Source organism: uncultured Chitinophaga sp. (genome assembly GCF_902168175.1).
GTDB lineage: Bacteria > Bacteroidota > Bacteroidia > Chitinophagales > Chitinophagaceae > Chitinophaga.
The window spans coordinates 59,775-78,433 of the sequence record NZ_CABHOU010000010.1; the positions used below are offsets into that span (position 1 = coordinate 59,775).

Annotated in this window: 11 protein-coding genes; 2 read left to right on the forward strand and 9 right to left on the reverse strand. The window is 47.3% G+C overall.

The features are described 5' to 3' along the window. Position 1: 1 nt before the first annotated feature. The 3 genes from QZT80_RS01020 to dinB all read right to left on the reverse strand — a co-directional run bounded on the left by QZT80_RS01020 (position 2) and on the right by dinB (position 6,877). Complete coding sequence (locus QZT80_RS01020; protein WP_295116723.1) at positions 2 to 2,464, reverse strand: ligase-associated DNA damage response DEXH box helicase; 2,463 nt, start codon at positions 2,462 to 2,464, stop codon at positions 2 to 4. A gap of 322 nt (positions 2,465 to 2,786) precedes the next feature. Continuing rightward, entirely contained in the window at positions 2,787 to 5,729 is a 2,943-nt protein-coding gene (locus QZT80_RS01025) for a DNA polymerase III subunit alpha (protein ID WP_295116725.1), read from the reverse strand. Next, on the reverse strand, positions 5,720 to 6,877 hold the full coding sequence (gene dinB / locus QZT80_RS01030; RefSeq protein ID WP_295116727.1) for a DNA polymerase IV: 1,158 nt from the start codon (positions 6,875 to 6,877) through the stop codon (positions 5,720 to 5,722). Before dinB ends, QZT80_RS01025 begins: the two co-directional genes overlap by 10 nt. 179 nt (positions 6,878 to 7,056) lie before the next feature. Here dinB and QZT80_RS01035 point away from each other — a divergent pair, with 179 nt between their 5' ends. After that, entirely contained in the window at positions 7,057 to 7,728 is a 672-nt protein-coding gene (locus QZT80_RS01035; protein WP_295116730.1) for an SdpI family protein, read from the forward strand. A gap of 59 nt (positions 7,729 to 7,787) precedes the next feature. Here QZT80_RS01035 and QZT80_RS01040 read toward each other — a convergent pair whose 3' ends face one another. Beyond that, the gene (locus tag QZT80_RS01040; RefSeq protein WP_295116732.1) at positions 7,788 to 8,252 is read right to left on the reverse strand and encodes a hypothetical protein; all 465 of its coding nucleotides are present in this window, start codon (positions 8,250 to 8,252) and stop codon (positions 7,788 to 7,790) included. A 142-nt stretch (positions 8,253 to 8,394) separates the two neighbouring features. On the opposite strand from QZT80_RS01040, the gene QZT80_RS01045 reads away from it, so the two are divergent. Beyond that, positions 8,395 to 9,117, forward strand: a complete 723-nt coding sequence (locus tag QZT80_RS01045) for an XRE family transcriptional regulator (protein ID WP_295116734.1) — start codon at positions 8,395 to 8,397, stop codon at positions 9,115 to 9,117. 1,297 nt (positions 9,118 to 10,414) lie between these two features. Here the strand turns inward: QZT80_RS01045 and QZT80_RS01050 are convergent. The 5 genes from QZT80_RS01050 to QZT80_RS01070 form a co-directional block, all read right to left on the reverse strand. Further along, complete coding sequence (locus QZT80_RS01050; RefSeq protein WP_295116736.1) at positions 10,415 to 11,737, reverse strand: aspartate kinase; 1,323 nt, start codon at positions 11,735 to 11,737, stop codon at positions 10,415 to 10,417. Between the two features lie 25 nt (positions 11,738 to 11,762). Then, the gene (locus QZT80_RS01055) at positions 11,763 to 12,839 is read right to left on the reverse strand and encodes an Ldh family oxidoreductase (RefSeq protein WP_295116738.1); all 1,077 of its coding nucleotides are present in this window, start codon (positions 12,837 to 12,839) and stop codon (positions 11,763 to 11,765) included. A 44-nt stretch (positions 12,840 to 12,883) separates the two neighbouring features. Continuing rightward, positions 12,884 to 13,195 carry a DUF3467 domain-containing protein gene (locus QZT80_RS01060; protein WP_367112843.1) on the reverse strand — a complete coding sequence of 104 codons (312 nt, stop codon included), beginning with the start codon at positions 13,193 to 13,195 and terminating at the stop codon, positions 12,884 to 12,886. Between the two features lie 461 nt (positions 13,196 to 13,656). Continuing rightward, positions 13,657 to 15,081, reverse strand: coding sequence for a SusD/RagB family nutrient-binding outer membrane lipoprotein (locus tag QZT80_RS01065; protein ID WP_295116740.1), 1,425 nt, complete (start codon positions 15,079 to 15,081; stop codon positions 13,657 to 13,659). Between the two features lie 11 nt (positions 15,082 to 15,092). After that, entirely contained in the window at positions 15,093 to 18,302 is a 3,210-nt protein-coding gene (locus QZT80_RS01070) for a SusC/RagA family TonB-linked outer membrane protein (protein WP_295116742.1), read from the reverse strand. Positions 18,303 to 18,659: the final 357 nt, after the last annotated feature.

The following is an 18,659-nucleotide window of genomic DNA, read 5'->3' on the forward strand; positions in this document are numbered from 1 at the left end:
TTTAGTCGGCCTCCAGTTGTAACTGCATTTTTTTGATCCTGTCCTCTAACTTTTCGCTGGTAAGGCTCTCCCGCAGGCTATCTACCTTAATAGGGAAACAGAAAGGGGTAAGCCGCTCAGGTCGTGCAATAACGATATCGCCGGCGTTGATACGTTCCAGCATATCGCGCAGCCTGGCTTCTTCCATCTGGTAAAAGAACGCCTCATTAAATGCCTGCCGCAGCAACAGGTTATAAGGATCAAAATCTTTAAACACGTTAAATATGAGTGATGATGAAGCCTGCAGGTGACGGTTGGTTTTGCTCTTGCCCGGGTAACCGGTAAATATGAGCCCGGCAATAACGGCTATATCACGAAACTTACGCTTTGCCATTTCGGTTGCGTTCACACTGCTCTGCAAATCTATATTCAGATTATCAAGGGAGAACAGCTCCTTTGCATTCGTTTCATCAACCGGTATTGGCTGATCGCTCAGTAACTCAAAACCGTAATCGTTCATTGCAATAGAAAATGTAATCGCGTGCCGCTGACTGATCCGCCAGGCGAGCAATGTAGCCATCACCTCATGCACCAGCCTGCCTTCGAAGGGATATACGAACAGGTGATAGCCATCGCGGGTTTGTATATGCTCCATCAGCAATTCATGCTCCGCAGGGATGTACGATAACTGTTGCTGCAATTCAAACAAAGGGCGCAGCACTTTCAGTTCCAGTTCCTCACTGTTGCCGGCAATGGCTTCCTGGAATTTCCGTCGCAGCATTTTTCCCAGATTGGCTGATAATGGCATTCTCCCTCCCATCCAGCTCGGCACGATGCTTCGTTTTGAATTGGATTTTCTAACAAGCGCTGTCATGTCTTTGATCATGATATATTCGAGGTTACGACCTGCGAGACTGAAGGCGTCGCCAGGCTGCAACCTGCTGATGAACGATTCCTCTATAACGCCGATGTAGCCACCACTGATGAACTTCACCTTCATCATGGCGTCGCTTACGATGGTACCGATATGCAGGCGGTGCCGCATCGCGATGGTACGGTTGCGGCAGATGTAGAAGTTCTCGTCGCGTTCCAGTTTTTTGAATTCATCGTAGCTCTGTAATGCCTCTCCGCCGGTAGTGAGGAATGATAACAGCCATTGCCAGTCGTCTTCTGTTAGTTCCCGGAAACAGAACGTTCCTTTCACTTCTTCCCAGATAACATTTGCATCGAAGCCATCCGACACACCGAGTGTCATCAGGTACTGGAGTAATACATCGTAGGCCAGTATCACCGGCATGCGGCTTTCGATCAGTCCTTCCTTCATCGCAGTTTTAAGCGCAGCTGCCTCTACCAGTTCCAGCGAATGTGTTGGAAGGAACCATATATTGCTTACTGCATCCGGCTGGTGCCCGCTACGGCCTGCCCGTTGCAGGAACCTTGCTACACCTTTCGGGCTGCCTACCTGTATTACCGTATCAACCGGTCGGAAGTCTACTCCCAGATCCAGACTACTGGTACAAACCACTGTCTTTAACGTGCCGGTATGCAACGCTTCCTCCACCCATATGCGCAATTCGGAATCGATAGATCCATGGTGTAATGCGATGATACCCGCCAGCTCCGGACTCTCTTTCAGCAATCCATGATACCATATTTCGGATTGTGAGCGGGTATTGGTAAACAGCAGGGTAGTATTGCTATTTTCAATTACTGGTAATGCCTTTTTTACGAGCCGTATCCCTAAATGTCCTGCCCATGGATACTTCTCTATTTCGTCGGGCAATATGCTATGCAGTGCTACCTTCTTATTTAGCTCGGCCCGTATGATCACACCGGCCCAGGTATCTTTGCCCAGCAATACCTCCAGGGCTTCGTCGAGATTACCTATTGTGGCAGATATACCCCATGTTTGCAGCTTCCTTCCCTGCAGTTCCGTGAGTCCTTTTAAACGGGAGATACCCAGCTCGACCATCACGCCACGTTTGCTTCCGAGCAGTTCGTGCCATTCGTCTACAATTACAGAGCGGAGATTTTTAAGCACATTAGCATGTTCCTTTTGGGCCAGCAGAATGTGTAAGCTTTCCGGGGTAATAAGCAATATCTCCGGCATCTGCCTCTTTTGCTGGGCACGTACCGCCGTAGACGTATCACCGCTGCGAATGCCTACCTGCCAGGGAATGTCCAGTTCATCCAAAGCTTCCTGCATGGCCCGCGCAATGTCTTTAGCCAGCGCCCGCAGCGGCGTAATCCACATCATCTGCAGACCGTTCTTCGTTTTGCTTTTGAATTTAGGCTCCCGGTCTATCCACTCTATTACCACTGCCAGGAAAAGCGAGAACGTTTTACCGAACCCGGTAGGTGCGTTCACCAGGCCCGAATGGCCAAGCAGATATTGCTCCCAGGCATCCTCCTGGAAAGCGAACGGCTTTAACCCTTTTTGGGCCAGCCATTCCCGAACAATCTTACCGCCTTTTGATTTTTGCATGAGATGAAATTACTACAATAATCGCTCCGGTGAGTTTGAGCGGCGAGTTTGACGTTCGGCGCTTCAGTATTGGCTGCCTATTTTTATTATTGAATAAAGGCCCAATGATAACACCTGCACAATTTCGCCACCCCTGGCATCATTACAAGCAGCATGAACAATCCAGTTCTGTCTTCACATCAAATAAACCCTGCATCGCATATAAACACAATAATAGAAATACAACCCTTCCGTCATTCGCAAACGCCAGCCACAAGGTGTCTTTACCGGAGCGGATGATTGCTTCACTCCATTTGAAATGACGGGGAGAAAAATGTCACGCTCACGCAAACACCTTATCCTCAAAATACCCGATCTTCCTCATATACTGAACATCTACCGTTATCACCCCAAACTCTTCCATCACTCTCCCTCTCAGGATATAGAAGCCTCCTTTCCTGAACGGGTAGCGTTCAAGACTGGGCGGGAAATGCACCGTATCCATGTACTGCATACGCCTGTCGAGGAAGGTACCGAAACACATTGGATCGCCTTTGCTGGTGCGAACATATTTGAGGGTAACGAGGTAGCCTAAAAGATTTACCTCGGAGCCGACTTTGCTTTCGAGCGACAATGCACTGTCGTAGCTTTCCTGGTTATGATCGAGTACTTCGAACGGAGACTTTAATGGAAAGCCAATTAGTTCGATTTCATCGAATGCATCTTCGTGCGCATGGTAACTAAGCTGGGGAAGTTTCCAATCGCGGGTGGTATCCTGGAACAAAGGCAGGCGGGTATCGTCCGCTACTTTGTTGCGGAGCAGCATAGAACTTTTCCAGAGCAGTTCTTTCTTTGTTTCGCCGGTGAACTTAAAGGCCCCTACCCGGATCAGGATGTCCAGTTGTTCGGGGGCGGGCGACGTTCGCGCAATAAAGTCCTCCAGCCCCTGGTAGGGACCGTCGGCTTTGCGGCATGACAATACTCTTTCGATCCAGTTTTTCTCCACGCGATCAACATGTATAAAACCGGTGTAAACATCATTGTCTTTAAGGTTAGTAGCATACGCGCCATTGTTTACACATGGAGGATGAATGGCTACGCCCGTCCGTGCCAGTTCCCGGAAGTATAGTTCACGGTCGTAAAACCCACCGAAATTATTGATAACGGCTACCATAAATTCGGCTGGGAAATATGTTTTCAGGAACAGGCTCTGGTAACTTTCTACGGCAAAGCTGGCAGAATGCGCTTTCGAAAAAGAGAAGTTGGCAAAGCTGGAAATCTGCCTCCACACCTCTTCGCTCACTGAGCGCTCGCGGCCGAGGCGGTCACAGTTCTCGAAAAACTGGTCCTGGATTTGTTTGAAGCTTGCCCGTTCGCGATATTTGCCTGCCATAGCGCGTCGTAGCGTATCTGCATCTGCCAGTTCCAGGTCGGCGAAATGATGTGCAACCTTAATCACATCTTCCTGGTACACCATTACACCGTACGTTTCTCCAAGCAACTGCTCCATGACAGGGTGCAGGTACTCAATTTTTTCGGAGTGGTGAAAGTTCCATACATATTGCCGCATCATACCGGCCTGCGCTACCCCGGGCCTGATGATCGAACTAGCCGCCACCAGCGTGATGTAGTTATCGCAACGCAATTTTTGCAATAGCTGTCTCATTGCAGGTGATTCTATGTAAAAACAGCCGATCGTATTCACCTGCCGCAGGTTATCCTTCACGTTTTCATCCTGCATGAAATGTTCCACGTCATCGATATCTACTTCTATCTTTTTGTTTTCCCGTATCAGCTCTATCGCATCGCGGATGTGGCCTAATCCACGCTGACTCAATATATCGAACTTATGCAGGTGTATTGTTTCAGCCATGTGCATATCCAGCTGCGCGGTGCTGAAACCTTTGGGTGGCAGATGGGTAGTGCAATATTGATGAATAGGCGCTTCGCTGATCAGTATACCACCGGCATGTATGCTCAGATGATTAGGGAAACCGTCCAGCATATTGCCGTATCGCAAAATACGTTTCTGGATATTATCTGCCTCCAGCGAAGTGTGATAAGGCACTTCGAGAATACGGTCAATTTCGTATTTAGGCAGACCAAATACCTTTCCCAGTTCGCGTACAATGGCATTCGTCTGGAAAGTGTTCACCGTACCTAACAGCGCGGTATAAGCTGCTCCGTGACGTTCAAATACATATTCAATCACCTCGTTACGGTCGCGCCAGGAGAAATCAATATCGAAGTCCGGCGGACTTTTGCGATGTGGATTAAGGAACCTTTCGAAATACAGATTCAGCTTAATGGGGTCAACGTTCGTGATCTCCAGGCAAAAGGCCACAACCGAGTTCGCACCACTGCCTCTTCCCACGTAAAAGAATCCCCTGCTACGCGCAAAACTGGTGATATCCCATGTAATCAGGAAGTAGGCGTTGAAGTCCATCTTGTCAATGATCTCCAATTCCTTGTTGACACGCCGCACCGCCTCCGCATTATCTGCCCCGTAGCGATGCACCATTCCTTCCAGCGCCTTCTCCCGCAATAACTCCCTGTCCCGTACACGGCAACCGGTAAACGATTTTTTATTGTGCTGCTCATTAAAGTCGAACTCAATATTACAGCAGTCCATTACCCGCAACGTATTACGTACGATCGTCGGATACTCCTTAAAACGTTCCAGCAGTTGCCAGGGAGGAATAAAACCTTCATCCCCGCCAGCGGTTTCTTCCGGCGGCAACTGTGTAATCAGCAGGTTTTTATCTACTGCCCTTAACAACTTATGAAGCTGGTAAGCTTCCGCAGAGTTGTACGTGATGGGTTGTAAAATCACCAGTTTATCTGCAAGCGATTTTACATCTAACCTGAACAATTTGTTCAGTTCCCTCGGCCGTACGCCAATCAATTCCTGCGCCGCCAGTGTTGCCGGGTGTTGCGTACCCCACGCGTAGACCACGAAAGTACCCGGCATCAATGGCGCCCGTTGCGGGAAAGGTTTGTCTTCGTGCAGGTGTTCAGACAAAAAACTATTGATATGCAACCATCCTTCCATATCGCGCGCCAGTAGCAGGTAACAGAAAGTTGACCCGTTGCGGCATTCGGTACCGATGATGGGCTTTATACCGGCATCGTAACAATTCTTTACAAAATCCCAGGTGCCGGTAGTACTGTTGATATTGGTAAGCCCCAGCGTTGTGATCCCCCATTCCTTCGCCAGTGCCACCAGTTGTTTATCCTTGATGGTACCGTAACGCAGACTGAACCATGTTTTACAATTCAGGTACATGCTGTAGCCCCCCTCATAATATATTGCCAGCCAAACTGACTTTTAATACTATCAATGGCCTGGTATAACGCGATCATCTCCTGGGTGTCGTCGAACAGGCTTATCTGGTATTTACCGGCTACGAGATGGCTGAGTCGTACGCCCACTAATCGCACCAGCTGACGACGATCATACAAACGGTTAAATAATTCTGTTACTTTTTCCAGCAGTACATGGTCTGATCCCGTGTAAGGGATCACTGCCTGTTTGGTCACCGTATCAAAATCAGCGTACCGTATTTTAACCGTCACGCAACCTGCCAGTTTATCCTGTTGCCGCAATTCGAATCCCACTTTTTCCGTCATGCGTACTAACTCGCGGTGCAGGAACTGCATATCGATCGTATCCGCAGAAAATGTATTTTCTGTACCCACCGATTTCTGTTCATAAAACGGCACTACCGGGCTCTCATCAATGCCATTTGCCCTGTTCCATAAAGAGATCCCGTTTTTGCCCATCCAGGCCTCCAGTAAACCCGGCGGTATTTCACTCAGCGTTTTCACCGTTTCTACCCCGCGGCGTTTCAGTTGTGCCGCCGTTTCCCTGCCTACCATCGGTAGTTTGTCTACCGCCATCGGCGCAAGGAACGATTTTTCGCCGCCGAACTCAATGGCCATTTGTCCGTTCGGTTTTGCTTCATTAGTAGCCACCTTCGATACCATTTTATTAGAAGCCAGTCCAAAGGATATCGGCAGTTTTGTGAGTTTCATGATCTTCTGCCGCAACTCCGACGTCCACTGTAAGGAACCAAAGTATTTATCCATACCGGTGAGGTCCAGGTAAAACTCGTCTATCGATGATTTCTCATACAAAGGCGCCGATTCCGCGATCAGTCCTGTCACCTCCCTCGATAATTCACTGTAAAAGTCCATATCGCCTGACCGCACTATCGCATCCGGACAAAGACGAAGGGCTGTTTTCATGGGCATGGCAGAATGAATGCCGTAACGCCTCGCTTCATAACTACAGGCTGACACCACTGCACGGTCGCTCATTCCGCCTACCAGCAATGGCTTCCCCTTCAGCCGTTGGTCCTTCAGGCATTCGGCCGACACGAAGAAGCAGTCCAGGTCAAAGTGAGCGATCGATCTATGCTGTAAGGAAATCATGATGCGTCTTTTTCTAGACCGAAAATACTAAATTATTTAGTTCTGCTAAAATAATTAGTAAAATGATTTCATAATTTTCCCCGCTTTTAAAACTTATTTGGCCCCATATATGTAAATAATAGTAGTACCTGCTGATTAAAGCCAACGGAAAGTTTTTCTTCACCTTTAAAGGGCCACATATGAAACATCCGGATTATTTAAAAGAGATCTTACTGCTCGTGTTACTGCTTATACCCATGGTTTACCTGGGTATAATCTGGAACAGGCTGCCTTTTCAGTTAGCTACCAACTACACCGTAGACGGCACGCCGGAGTATGTAGGCTACAAAGGCGAATTTTTACTACTGATGATCTTCCTGTTCTTCACCAACCTTTTACTATACTTCCTTTTCCGTTATATCCCCCGAACAGAAGAAGAAACGAATCATTCGCAGGCCCCGCTGCACGCGGGGGAGTACTACCGTATACGTTTTGCGATACATATATACCTGGCCGTGTTCTCTTGTTTCGTGGTGTTGCTGCTTCAACTGGGTTACCAGCGTGGGGCAGAAAAATGGGCATTTGCGGGAATAGGGGTGCTGATAGCAGTACTTGGTTATTACCTGGGGCGGCTGCGCCCTAATAATTTCGTGGGTGTGCGTACCCCATGGACATTATTAAGCGAGGCCGTATGGACACGTACCCACCAGATGGCCGGGCGTTTATGGATTTGGGTAGGCGCAGTTGTTTTTGTAGCCGGTTTCTTTTTACCGATCATGACCGGTGTATTTCTCGTATTCGTGGCCGTTGTACTATTATCGGCCCTACCCTATATATACTCCTTCAGATTATATAACACCGACAAGGGATAAAAGAAACAGGCGGCCGTTTATAGCGGCCGCCTGTTTCAATATTAAAACTTCTTAAAAAACTACGATAAAGAAGGTAGCCAACCTCTTCCTTTGCCGATCACCATTACTACCAGCAGTACTACTACCAGAAACGAAAGACCGTAAAACACGAGCCCCTTTTTGTGTTTCTGAGCATCAGTGCCGGCCTTTTTAACTTTGGAGCGACCAACGTGCGCCAATACGATAGCTATGATAGCCATGGTAAGATGTTCTACCGACCAGAAACGCAGTTCAGGCGTTTTCATCGCCGCGCCCATATCCGACAATGCGGCTTTAGTGAGTACGCTGGTAGCAAAGTAAAGCACCAGGCCCACCAGCAGTTGCACGTCAAGGAAAATCATGTAAAACAGGCCCGCCTTGTTGTCGGAGGCCGTAAATGGTGTTTTGTTGCTAACGCCTTTCCATGCGCGCAGTACGGCCCAGATACCAGCCAGTACGATCACCCATCTTAAGATGGAGTGAATAAATAATAAAGTAGTATGCATAATCAGATTTGTTATAGTGCAGGCAAAAATAAGTTAAGCAAAAGAATATATTTGGTATTTATAAAAAATATTTGCTAATTTTGTTAGTATCATATTACTAAATTATTTAGGGATGTCTATAGTTTGCCAAAACCTGAAGTATTTGCGTAAGCAAAAAAGCTGGACGCAACAGGAATTCGCCGATAAGCTGAACATCAAACGTTCCCTGCTTGGCGCATATGAAGAAGAGCGCGCAGAGCCCCGTACAGAGGTACTGGAGCTGGTTAGCGATATGTTCCGTGTATCCATCGACGATTTACTTCGTCGCAATCTGAGTTCTCCGAAGGAAACGTTCCTGGAAAAACGTCGTCAGCAAAAGATGGGCAGCAGCCGTCAAAACATCACGTTCGTTCCCGTAAAAGCTGCTGCAGGTTATCTTGCCGGTTTTAACGACGACGAATTTATCGATGAACTCAACAGCTTCACCCTCCCGATGATCGGGGCCGGCGACTACCGTGCGTTCGAAATTGCAGGTGATTCCATGCTGCCTACCCCATCCGGCTCTGTGATCGTTTGTCACAAAGTAGAAGGCTGGGAAGACATCAAGAACAACGAAACCCATATCGTTGTGACTGCCCGTGAAGGTATCGTCTATAAACGCCTGATGAAAAGCAACCGTTCCAAAGGCAAGCTCACCCTGGTATCCGACAACCCCCAGTACGAGCCTTACCCGGTAAGTATGGACGATGTCCTGGAAATCTGGCAGACGGATGCTGTTATTCAAAAGATGGCACAGCAGCAACGCGTAAGCGTCAACCACCTCGCAGGTATCGTTACCCATCTGCAGGAGCAGGTAAGCCAGCTTAAAAAGAAGATGAAAGACTAAACACTTTCAAACCTTCCCCCCGGAGATTATTTATGATTATATTCCTTGTACATGAACGTTGGCGTGAAACCAGCGTTTCATGTACAGCGGGATAATTATTATGGGACCAGCAGCAGGGCGCTACTCAGCCGCCGTTGTGTCACTCCCTTCAGCCGCTGGATCATTTATGGGCGTTTCTTACACTCTTGTCGTAAACACACCCGCAGATACTAAAACATACCTAACCGTCCGCTCATCGGCCGCTCACCCTCCGCTCATGTGCCGCTCAGGTTATATCCACGTTACATCTATCCTCAATGCTAGTACCTACGATTAGTGGGCAAACACTGCTTTCGAGCGTCATTTGCCGGAGCTCGAAGATTCACTCAATGTTACTTGCTATTACGGCGGTGTATACACCATATTGCAAATCTGAAGGTCACCCCCCTTCAGCGACTGAACCCTTTACGGGCGTTTTTACACTCTTGTCGTAAACACACCCGCGGATACTAAAACATACCTAACCGTCCGCTCATCGGCCGCTCACCCTCCGCTCATGTGCCGCTCAGGTTATATCCACGTTTACATCTATCCTCAATGCTAGTACCTACGATTAGTGGGCAAACACTGCTTTCGAGCGTCATTTGCGGGAGCTCGAAGATTCACTCAATGTTACTTGCTATTACGGCGGTGTATACACCATATTGCAAATCTGAAGGTCACTCCCTTCAGCGACTGAACCCTTTATGGGCGTTTTTACACTCTTGTCGTAAACACACCCGCGGATACTAAAACATACCTAACCCTCCGCTCATCGTCCGCTCACCCTCCGCTCATGTGCCGCTCAGGTTATATCCACGTTACATCTATCCTCCATGTTAGTACCTACATGAGAAGCAATGGGCCAAACACATCTTTCGAGCGTCACTTACGGTGCGTGAAGATTCTCACGGTGTACAGCTATTACGGCGGTGTACACACCGTATTGTGAATCTTAAGGTTACTCCCTTCCTCCCTTCAGCGACAGTAACAACATTGTGCAAGCGTTCAGTTATCCCTTTCAGGCAGATGTATACACCGTATTGTAAATCTAACAATCACTTACTGCATCAGCAGTAATTAGATTGAACAATGATCAGCTCTTCTATCACGGAAATGTATACACTTACTTTGAAGCTAACGGCAACTCGTATCAGCGTGCCGGAGCCCGGGAGTAACACCATCAATATTTCCAAACTCCACAATATCCGTCATCTCCTTAAAACAAAAATGCCGCAGCAACAACGTCGCTACGGCATCTTCAAAAATATAGATACTGCTATTCCAGTCCGAATAGACCTTTATTCAGCAGTTGCAGTGTTTTCTCTTTATACTGTCCACCCACGAGGATAGAAATATTGTGCCTGCTGCCGCCGTAAGAAATCATACGTAAAGGCACTTCGTTCAGGCATTCGAACAGTTTCTTAAGGATGGAAGGCGTAGCCGCAACTTCGTTACCAACGATAGACACGATTGCCTGATGGTGGTCTAATTCTACAGTACCGAACGGCTGTAGCTCTTTCAATATCTGATCGAGGTGTTGCTGGTTGTCGATAGTAATAGAAACAGCCACTTCCGAAGTAGTGATCATATCGATTGGTGTACGGTATTTCTCGAACACTTCAAATATCTTGCGGAGGAACCCGTAAGCCAGCAGCATACGGCTCGACTTGATCTTGATAGCGATGATACCATCTTTGGCTGCAATGGCTTTAGCACCGTCGCCGCTTGGCATTTCTGTAATAATTGTTCCTTTAGCCTCCGGCTGCATCGTGTTCAGCAACTTAACAGGGATGTTAAAGTGCTGTGCAGGCCAGATAGACGCAGGATGCAGGATCTTAGCACCGAAGTAGGCCAGTTCCGCCGCTTCGTCGAAAGACAACTGCTCGATCGGGAACGTTTTTTTCACGACACGTGGATCGTTATTGTGCATACCGTCGATATCTGTCCAGATCTGTACCTCAGAAGCCTGGATAGCTGCGCCGATAAGAGAAGCAGAATAGTCGCTGCCGCCACGTTTCAGGTTATCTACTTCGCCTCTTGCGTTACGGCAGATGTAACCCTGAGTAACGAAAATCCCTTTGTTACCATGCTTTTCCAGCAGGTTCGATAACTTCACTTTAATACGTGGAATTTCGGGCTCTTCGTACTCGTCGATGCTCATAAAGTCCAGCGCCGGCACCAGGTGTGCTTCCACACCCGTTTCCTGCATATAAACGCAGAACAGTTTAGTAGACAGCAATTCGCCCTGAGCCAGGATATCTTTATTCAGTGCTTCGTTGAAAGAAATTTTGAGGATGATGTTCAGGAACTCAAAATGCTCGTCAATGATCGCTTTGGCGGCTTCCTGGGTTGCAGGTTGTGTTACCAGGTCGTTGCAAAAAGCACGGTAATGTGCTTCCAGCTTGTCGATCTGCTGCTTCGCCTGCTCCTTCTTACCTTCTGACAATGACTGGCCAATTTCTACCAACGAGTTGGTAGTGCCCGACAAGGCAGACAGTACCACGATTTTCGCGTCCTGATCTGCAGTGATCAACTTTGCTACGGCATGCATACGCTCTGGTTTTCCAACCGAGGTACCGCCAAATTTTAAAATTTTCATTTTTTTATTAGCTGTTCTATATTACTTAGAAATCAAGTTCAAATTTAGCTGCTACTTCTTTCAAATCCTTTACCACTGGTAATAATAATGGTATTCCTTCATGAATACGGCTGGCTGCCATCTCCCTTTCAGGATCACCGGGTATTAATACAGGCTGATCTTCACTTATAGGCGTTGTACTCCGGAAACGACTGATCCAGGTATCCATATGCGATTTAAATTCTTCCGCCGGACGGAAGGCGTCTACGCGCATGGCACCGAAGAAATGCCCGAGCCCTTCACCCACAGGATCGGGGGGCAAAGGTAAAAAACTTACGAATGGCGGTGCCCATGGGCCATAATTTGCTCCGGAAAGCACGGCCGAAAATATATCGACGATCGCGCCCAGGCAATAACCTTTATGACTTCCGTGGTCACGATCGCCTCCTAAGGGCAGCAAAGCCCCGCCAGATTTGAGTTCGTTGGCATTTACGGAGGAGTTACCTGCTTTATCCTGCACCCAGCCGGTTGGAGCTTCCTGCTCCTTGCGCTGCAGTATTTCCAGTTTTCCATTAGCCGCAGTTGTAGTGGCAAAGTCTGCCACAAAAGGAGGCTGCTCACCAGCCGGAATAGCCACTGCTATTGGGTTTGTGCCCAACATACGTTCTTTGGCGAACGTAGGGGCTACCAGTGGACTGGCATTCGTCATGGCCATGCCGATCATATCACGGTCCAGCGCCTTCATGGCGTGGTAACCTGCAATACCGAAATGGTTGGAATGTTTTACACTTACCCAGCCAGAGCCAACGTTGGCTGCTTTATCAATAGCCACCTGCATAGCGAAGGGCGCTACTACCAGTCCAAGCCCGCCATCGCCATCAACAACCGCCGTGCTAGGCGTTTCATGAACAATGCGGATATTAGGCTTGGGGTTAATACGGCCTGCTTCCCAAAGGCGGATGTACCCCGACAAACGGGCTACTCCATGGGAATCGACCCCCCGGAGGTCGGCCGACACCAGTACTTCACTGGCCAGTTCGGCATGCACTTCGGAGCAACCCATTTTAAGGAATACGCTGCGGGTAAATGTTCTGAGATGTTCGTAAGAAAAAAGCTGGTCCATCCGGTTGAATAACGTGTATCTTCTTTACTATAAATATTTGATTATCAAGCCTGTGCCGTTGGCCCACCGAAGTTAAGGGGTATAGAAACCTGCTCTTCATCCTGGATAGCACCATGTGCGCTTTCGTACTTCTTTATATTATCCGCCAAAGCTCTCATGAGCCTTTTAGCGTGCTGCGGCGCAAGAATAATACGTGATTTTACCCTTGCCTTAGGCAATCCCGGCATTATATTCACGAAATCTACCACAAATTCTGTAGGTGAATGGTTGATGATGGCCAGGTTTGCATATGATCCATCTGCCACTTCTTCACTCAATTCAATATTCAGCTGCTGCTCATTTTGATTTTCCATCATGTACAGTTTAAAGAAAGCACAAAAGTAAAAAAGAGACCTCGCATTTGAGGCCTCTTTTTTAGAAAGAGATGCTGATGCATTAAAATAGCACCACAGTTTAAGGCTGAATGGGCATTATTAACATCTTTTTGGCTGAACGGAGGCTGGAGAGAACTACAAAAACCGTTTCCTGCAATGATTTTCGGGCCCGACGTGGCCGTTTGTAAGTAAAACACTTATCAAAGGCCACAAATGATTTAGATTTTGGTTGACGTGTTCAATTTAAGCAAAATTTATTGACATCAAAAAAAATAGTTAAACTTTTGTTAACTACATACTGCCAGTATTATAATATGCAGGCGGTGAGCCTTGTCCGGCCTCTGTATAAAATAGCAGGCCCCCGGATGAAGGCCTGCATTAGATGATTAAATAAGTGTCAATCAAAATCTAAATCATCTATACCATCTTAGTGAAAAAAAAGTTTAGAATTTATCCCAGAACAACTTAACCCCTACTTTATCTGAGCCTACGGAAACGGAGGCCTTATCATAATTAAGGGTATTGATATTTTGCTCTGTTACCGGATAAGTGTACCGTAATGGAATATCGGCAGCAGTGAGCCCACTTGGCACATTAAATACAGGGGCATCGAGCCGGCGCCATTCAGTCCAGGCTTCAAAACCACGGTTGTAATAAGCAAGCCATTTCTGTACAGCGATCTTTACCTTGTAATCACCAGCCGCGGTAGCATACGCCACATTTGGCTGCAACAGGTATGTCGCAGCCGCAGCGTCCGTACCACCCCAGTAAGTCACGGATGCAGTAATTGCACTGTTATAGTGAGCTGCCGCAGTTCCGCCAACGTTAAACCCTCTTTCAACGGCTTCCGCCCTGATGAATTCGACTTCCGCAAAATCGAGCAGCAATCCCTCGAAGGCCGGATCTACAATTTTATCGGAAGCATGCGAGTAGGAGTCGTAAGAATTACCGGAACCGTAAATACCACCGACATAATCAGCGCCCACCGCTGAGAAATAAAATTCTCTGCGCGGATCGTTGCGTGCGTTCATAATATCGATAATCGTATTCGCCGCCACGAAGTCGTTACGATTGCTCTGGATTAGTTCCACCCAAACCGGATTGGTATTAGGAGGAGTAGGTAGAAAATCGAACACCGCGTTGTCCGCATTACTGCTGAAAGCCCCGGCAGCAGCGGCCTCAATCACAGTTTTGGCCTTTTGTGCATCTGCATCAACAATCATAATGCCGAGCCTCAACTTCAGCGAGTTCGCGAACTTTTTCCAGGCATTTACATCGCCGCCATAAATAAGGTCGACATCGTCGTAACTACCGGAAGCACCATCCAGAGCGGCGATGGAAGAATCCAGGCGCAAGAAGAGGTCGGCCACGACCGCGTCCTGTTTATCATATTCCGGCGCACCGACCGTGTAATCAAGCGCCTGCGAATAAGGCACATCTCCGAAAGTACCTACCAGTACCGAAAACGTATAGACCTGCAGGATGTCGGCAATCGCCAGTTCGTTGCGTTGTTCCTTTGGATCGTCGTAAGAACCATCTATGAGGATAAGCCGCTTCGCTTCCTGCAGATCACCCAACACATCGCGATACAGCGTATTCCAGAATGTTTGCGGAATATTACGCGTACCCAGATCGTAACGGCTTTCATCGGTATATGTCGTTTGCGCCCATTGTTGCGATACCAGCCGGAAGATATTACGGTTTACGCTCGGTGTTGTCATGATGTCGGCCAGGTTCTTTTCTGCGTTGGAAAACAACGTGTAAGACGGCACATCAGTCGGGTTTTTCGGGTCGTCGTTGAGATTGGTGATATCTTTGCTGCAGGCAGTCATTGCCACCATCCCTATGAAGATTATAAGCTTTTTCATTGTTGTCAGTTTTAGAATCTCAGTTTCAGGTTAAAGCCAATATTTCTGGTGGTGGGATAACTACCAACCTGGTAACCCTGGTAGTTGCCAGAACCCAGGTTATCTTCCGGATCTGCGTAAGGAAGATTTTTGTGAATGATCCAGAGGTTCCTGCCCAGCACAGAAAGATCAATCCCTTTAATCACTTTGATTCTTGCCATTATTGACTGTGGGAATGTGTAGGTGAGTGATAATTCGCGGAGCTTCACGTAACTGGCATCGTACACAAAAGCTGCAGTTGGATTTCTGCTATAACCCAGCGTACCATAGCCTACCGTTACCCTCTTATCATTTGCTTTACCATCTTCCGTATAACCAGGAAAGATAATTCCCCCATCATCGGCCGCCGCGCTACGTATCGGTTTACCCAACTCGTTATTACCCGCCGTTTCGGCTAACAAACCTGTGGCCAAACCGTAGTACATGTCGAGCGAAAATACATCGCCGCCTTTACGCACATCTACCAGCGCACCCAATGAAATCCCTTTATAACGAATAGTGGTACCAATACCGCCGATCCAATCGGGATTTACGTTACCGATAATCTCGTTAGCGCCTGAAGTTCTTTGATAGAAACCATTGTCATCTACCAGTTTTTGTCCCTTGTCGTTGTATACAAAGTTTCTGCCACGAATGGTTCCATATGGCTCATCCAGTGCGGCATTCAGTGTTACACCGCCAGGGAAAGATGCCAACTGAAGGTTTTTGGAATCTTCGAACAGCGACAACACTTTGTTACGGTTGCGCGACCAGTTCAGGTTCAGTGTCCAGGAGAAGTCGGCTGTTTTGATCGGTGTTGCGTAAGCAGAAATTTCCACGCCTTTGTTCTCCACATCGCCTGCGTTTACGAATTTAGATTCATAGCCCGAAGCCGACGAAATTGTAACCGGGAAAATCTGATCGGTGGAGTTTTGCCTGTAATATGTAACGTCAAATCCGTAGCGGTTGTCGAAGAAAGCCATTTCAAGACCAGCCTCGAAACTCTTTGTACGCTCGGGTTTAAGTTCAGGATTATTTTTTCGTAATGGAAGCGAGAACAATGTTTCGGAACCGAAGCTGGTGGGCTTATCGTAAGTATCCTTTAAGCTTTTTGCCGGAGCGGTATTACCAACCTCCGCATAATTGGCGCGTACTTTACCATAACTCATCCAGGTAGCATCCGGCAGAAATTTCGAGAACAGCAAACCGAGGGAGGCAGATGGATAATAGTACACGTTATTATCGTCTGGTAGTGAGGAAGATTCATCTCTCCTGCCGGTGATATCGAGGAAGAGCAACCCTTTGTAACCCAGTCCCACACTGGCGAAAATACCATCTACACCCAGTTCTGAATAATTTTCTACCGGTGCAGCGATATTATTGAGCGAATTAGCGAGTGAGTACAGGCGATCGATTACCAGCCCTCCATTCGTTTCAGCAAAAACAGACTGGATATTGGTACGCCTTACGTTCACGCCGGCCAGCGCTTTCAGGTTAAAATCTTTAGAAAAATCTTTATTCACGTTCAGCATCAGGTCATAGTTAAACTCCCTGAACGTGCGGTTGTAGCGGGAATAGTTGGAAACATCCACGCTGCCTTTCGCCATTCTTTCCTCCTGCTGCTCGTCGTAGGTATCGAGCGACACGCGCCCCAGCACATCGAGCCAATCGAGGATTTTATAGTTGAGGCTTACATTACCGAACGTACGGAACCGATCATCGTTCTCGTAGTTTTCATAGCGAACAAAGTAGTTGTTGTCCCAGTAAATTGGATTAAGGTTTGTAGGACTGGCGAAGTTCCAGGTAGCGTTCCTGCGATCTGCAAAGTACGCCTGTTTCTGTTCCGCGACGTCCACATTTGTTTGCCACCACTGGCGGAAGTTGGTAGCCATATTCTTCGAATCATAACCGGTACCATATCGGCCATGGCCCTTAACACGGGAGAAGTTAACAGATCCCGTAGCAGTAAGTTTTGGTGTAATGTTGTAAGAGGCGCCCAGGTTAAGAATGTCTTTGTTCACCTTACTGTTCGGCAAAATACCTTTCTCTGTGTTTTTAGTGTACCCGAGTTTGAAGTACCCTTTATCGCTTCCTCCATCCACCATTACACTGTTGTTGGTGCCAAAGGCATCTTCGAAGAAAGTAACCGGGTCGTTCTTTCCGGCTATCCATGGACGGGGTTTTCCATAAGAAGGCATACCAGGCGTGAGGCTTGTCCAGTCATACACCATCAGGTTGGGATCAAACTCTTTACCGAACGAAGCGTCTTCGCTCAAAGGCACGACTAAATCCCTGGTGCCATCGCCGTCCATATCGCGCCAGAGGAAGAAACCATCAGGCGATTCATAAAGCGTGACCGGGTTGTAACCTGCACCGTACTTGTTTTGGTACTTTACAAAAGTACTTTTGTCGATGAATCCCCAGTTAACACCCGAGTTAACTGTAACACCAATTCCTTTCGATCCCTTTTTGGTAGTGATCATTACCACACCATTTGCTGCGCGTGAACCATAAAGTGCCGCAGCGGCCGCACCTTTCAACACGTTCAGCGATTCGATGTCATCTGGATTGATGTCAGCAGCAGCATTACCAAAGTCGTAACCACCGCGGCCTGTAGCCTGGTTAGCATCGTTGGTATTCGAGTTATCTACCGGTACACCATCAACTACAAAAAGCGCCTGGTTGCTGTACAGCAATGATTTGGCACCACGTAGTACAATGTTGGTAGAACCGCCAATGCTGTTGTTCTTCCTGATTTCCAACCCGGAAACTTTACCAGAGAGAGAATTCACAAAATTCGCATCACGGGTTTTGCTGATGTCTTCTCCCCGTACGCTTTGGGCGGAGTAAGGAAGTTCATTCTTTTTTCTTTGAATACCCAGGGCCGTTACCACAACTTCCTGGAGGTTTTTGGAATCGGAAATAAGTGTTACAGAAAGCCGCGGGGAAGTGCCAATAGGAATTTCGATGTTAGTGAATCCAACACTTCGAACTATAAGCACAGCATCTGCGGGAGCAGTGATAGTGAATTGGCCATTCTGATTGGCCGTTGTTCCGGTAGTGGTTCCTTTGATTTGAATGGTAGCAAACGGGATGGGGGCTCCATCTTCTCCGAGTACTGTACCTGAGACCTGGCGTTGTTGAGAAAATACCAGGCCGATACCCACCATGAGCATGGTGAAAAGGAGTAACGCCTTTTTCATAAGAGATTCAGATTTTGGATGATATAAAAAATTCAGATTTTGGATGACTGTACACTCAAGTTAACGAAAAATATTATCCCCAAAAAAAATCTGGTTAAACATTTGTTAAAAGCTTGTTTTTCTCAAAACACTTAATTATTTACCTGTTAATTATCTATGAATAATGTATTTATTTAAATAGTCTAATTTTAAAGATTCAAATTTTCTTGATAGTGCTATCAATTTCAATTATTTAGGATGAGTGGACCGGACAAACTAGATAATTTCGAAAAGTTTTTTTTCTGCGCTTTTGAACGCAAACGATTAAATAAACCGCAGATTTGCAGATTACGATAGCATAGTCGCAACGAGATGAAA

What these genes read in the sequence shown, in the direction of transcription:
- QZT80_RS01025 (WP_295116725.1), bottom strand. Translation starts at nt 5,729, where the DNA reads ATGTACCTGAATTGTAAAACATGGTTCAGTCTGCGTTACGGTACCATC.
- QZT80_RS01060 (WP_367112843.1), bottom strand. Translation starts at nt 13,195, where the DNA reads ATGATGGAAAATCAAAATGAGCAGCAGCTGAATATTGAATTGAGTGAA.
- QZT80_RS01065 (WP_295116740.1), bottom strand. Translation starts at nt 15,081, where the DNA reads ATGAAAAAGCTTATAATCTTCATAGGGATGGTGGCAATGACTGCCTGC.
- QZT80_RS01020 (WP_295116723.1), bottom strand. Translation starts at nt 2,464, where the DNA reads ATGCAAAAATCAAAAGGCGGTAAGATTGTTCGGGAATGGCTGGCCCAA.
- QZT80_RS01040 (WP_295116732.1), bottom strand. Translation starts at nt 8,252, where the DNA reads ATGCATACTACTTTATTATTTATTCACTCCATCTTAAGATGGGTGATC.
- QZT80_RS01035 (WP_295116730.1), top strand. Translation starts at nt 7,057, where the DNA reads ATGAAACATCCGGATTATTTAAAAGAGATCTTACTGCTCGTGTTACTG.
- QZT80_RS01055 (WP_295116738.1), bottom strand. Translation starts at nt 12,839, where the DNA reads ATGGACCAGCTTTTTTCTTACGAACATCTCAGAACATTTACCCGCAGC.
- dinB (WP_295116727.1), bottom strand. Translation starts at nt 6,877, where the DNA reads ATGATTTCCTTACAGCATAGATCGATCGCTCACTTTGACCTGGACTGC.
- QZT80_RS01050 (WP_295116736.1), bottom strand. Translation starts at nt 11,737, where the DNA reads ATGAAAATTTTAAAATTTGGCGGTACCTCGGTTGGAAAACCAGAGCGT.
- QZT80_RS01070 (WP_295116742.1), bottom strand. Translation starts at nt 18,302, where the DNA reads ATGAAAAAGGCGTTACTCCTTTTCACCATGCTCATGGTGGGTATCGGC.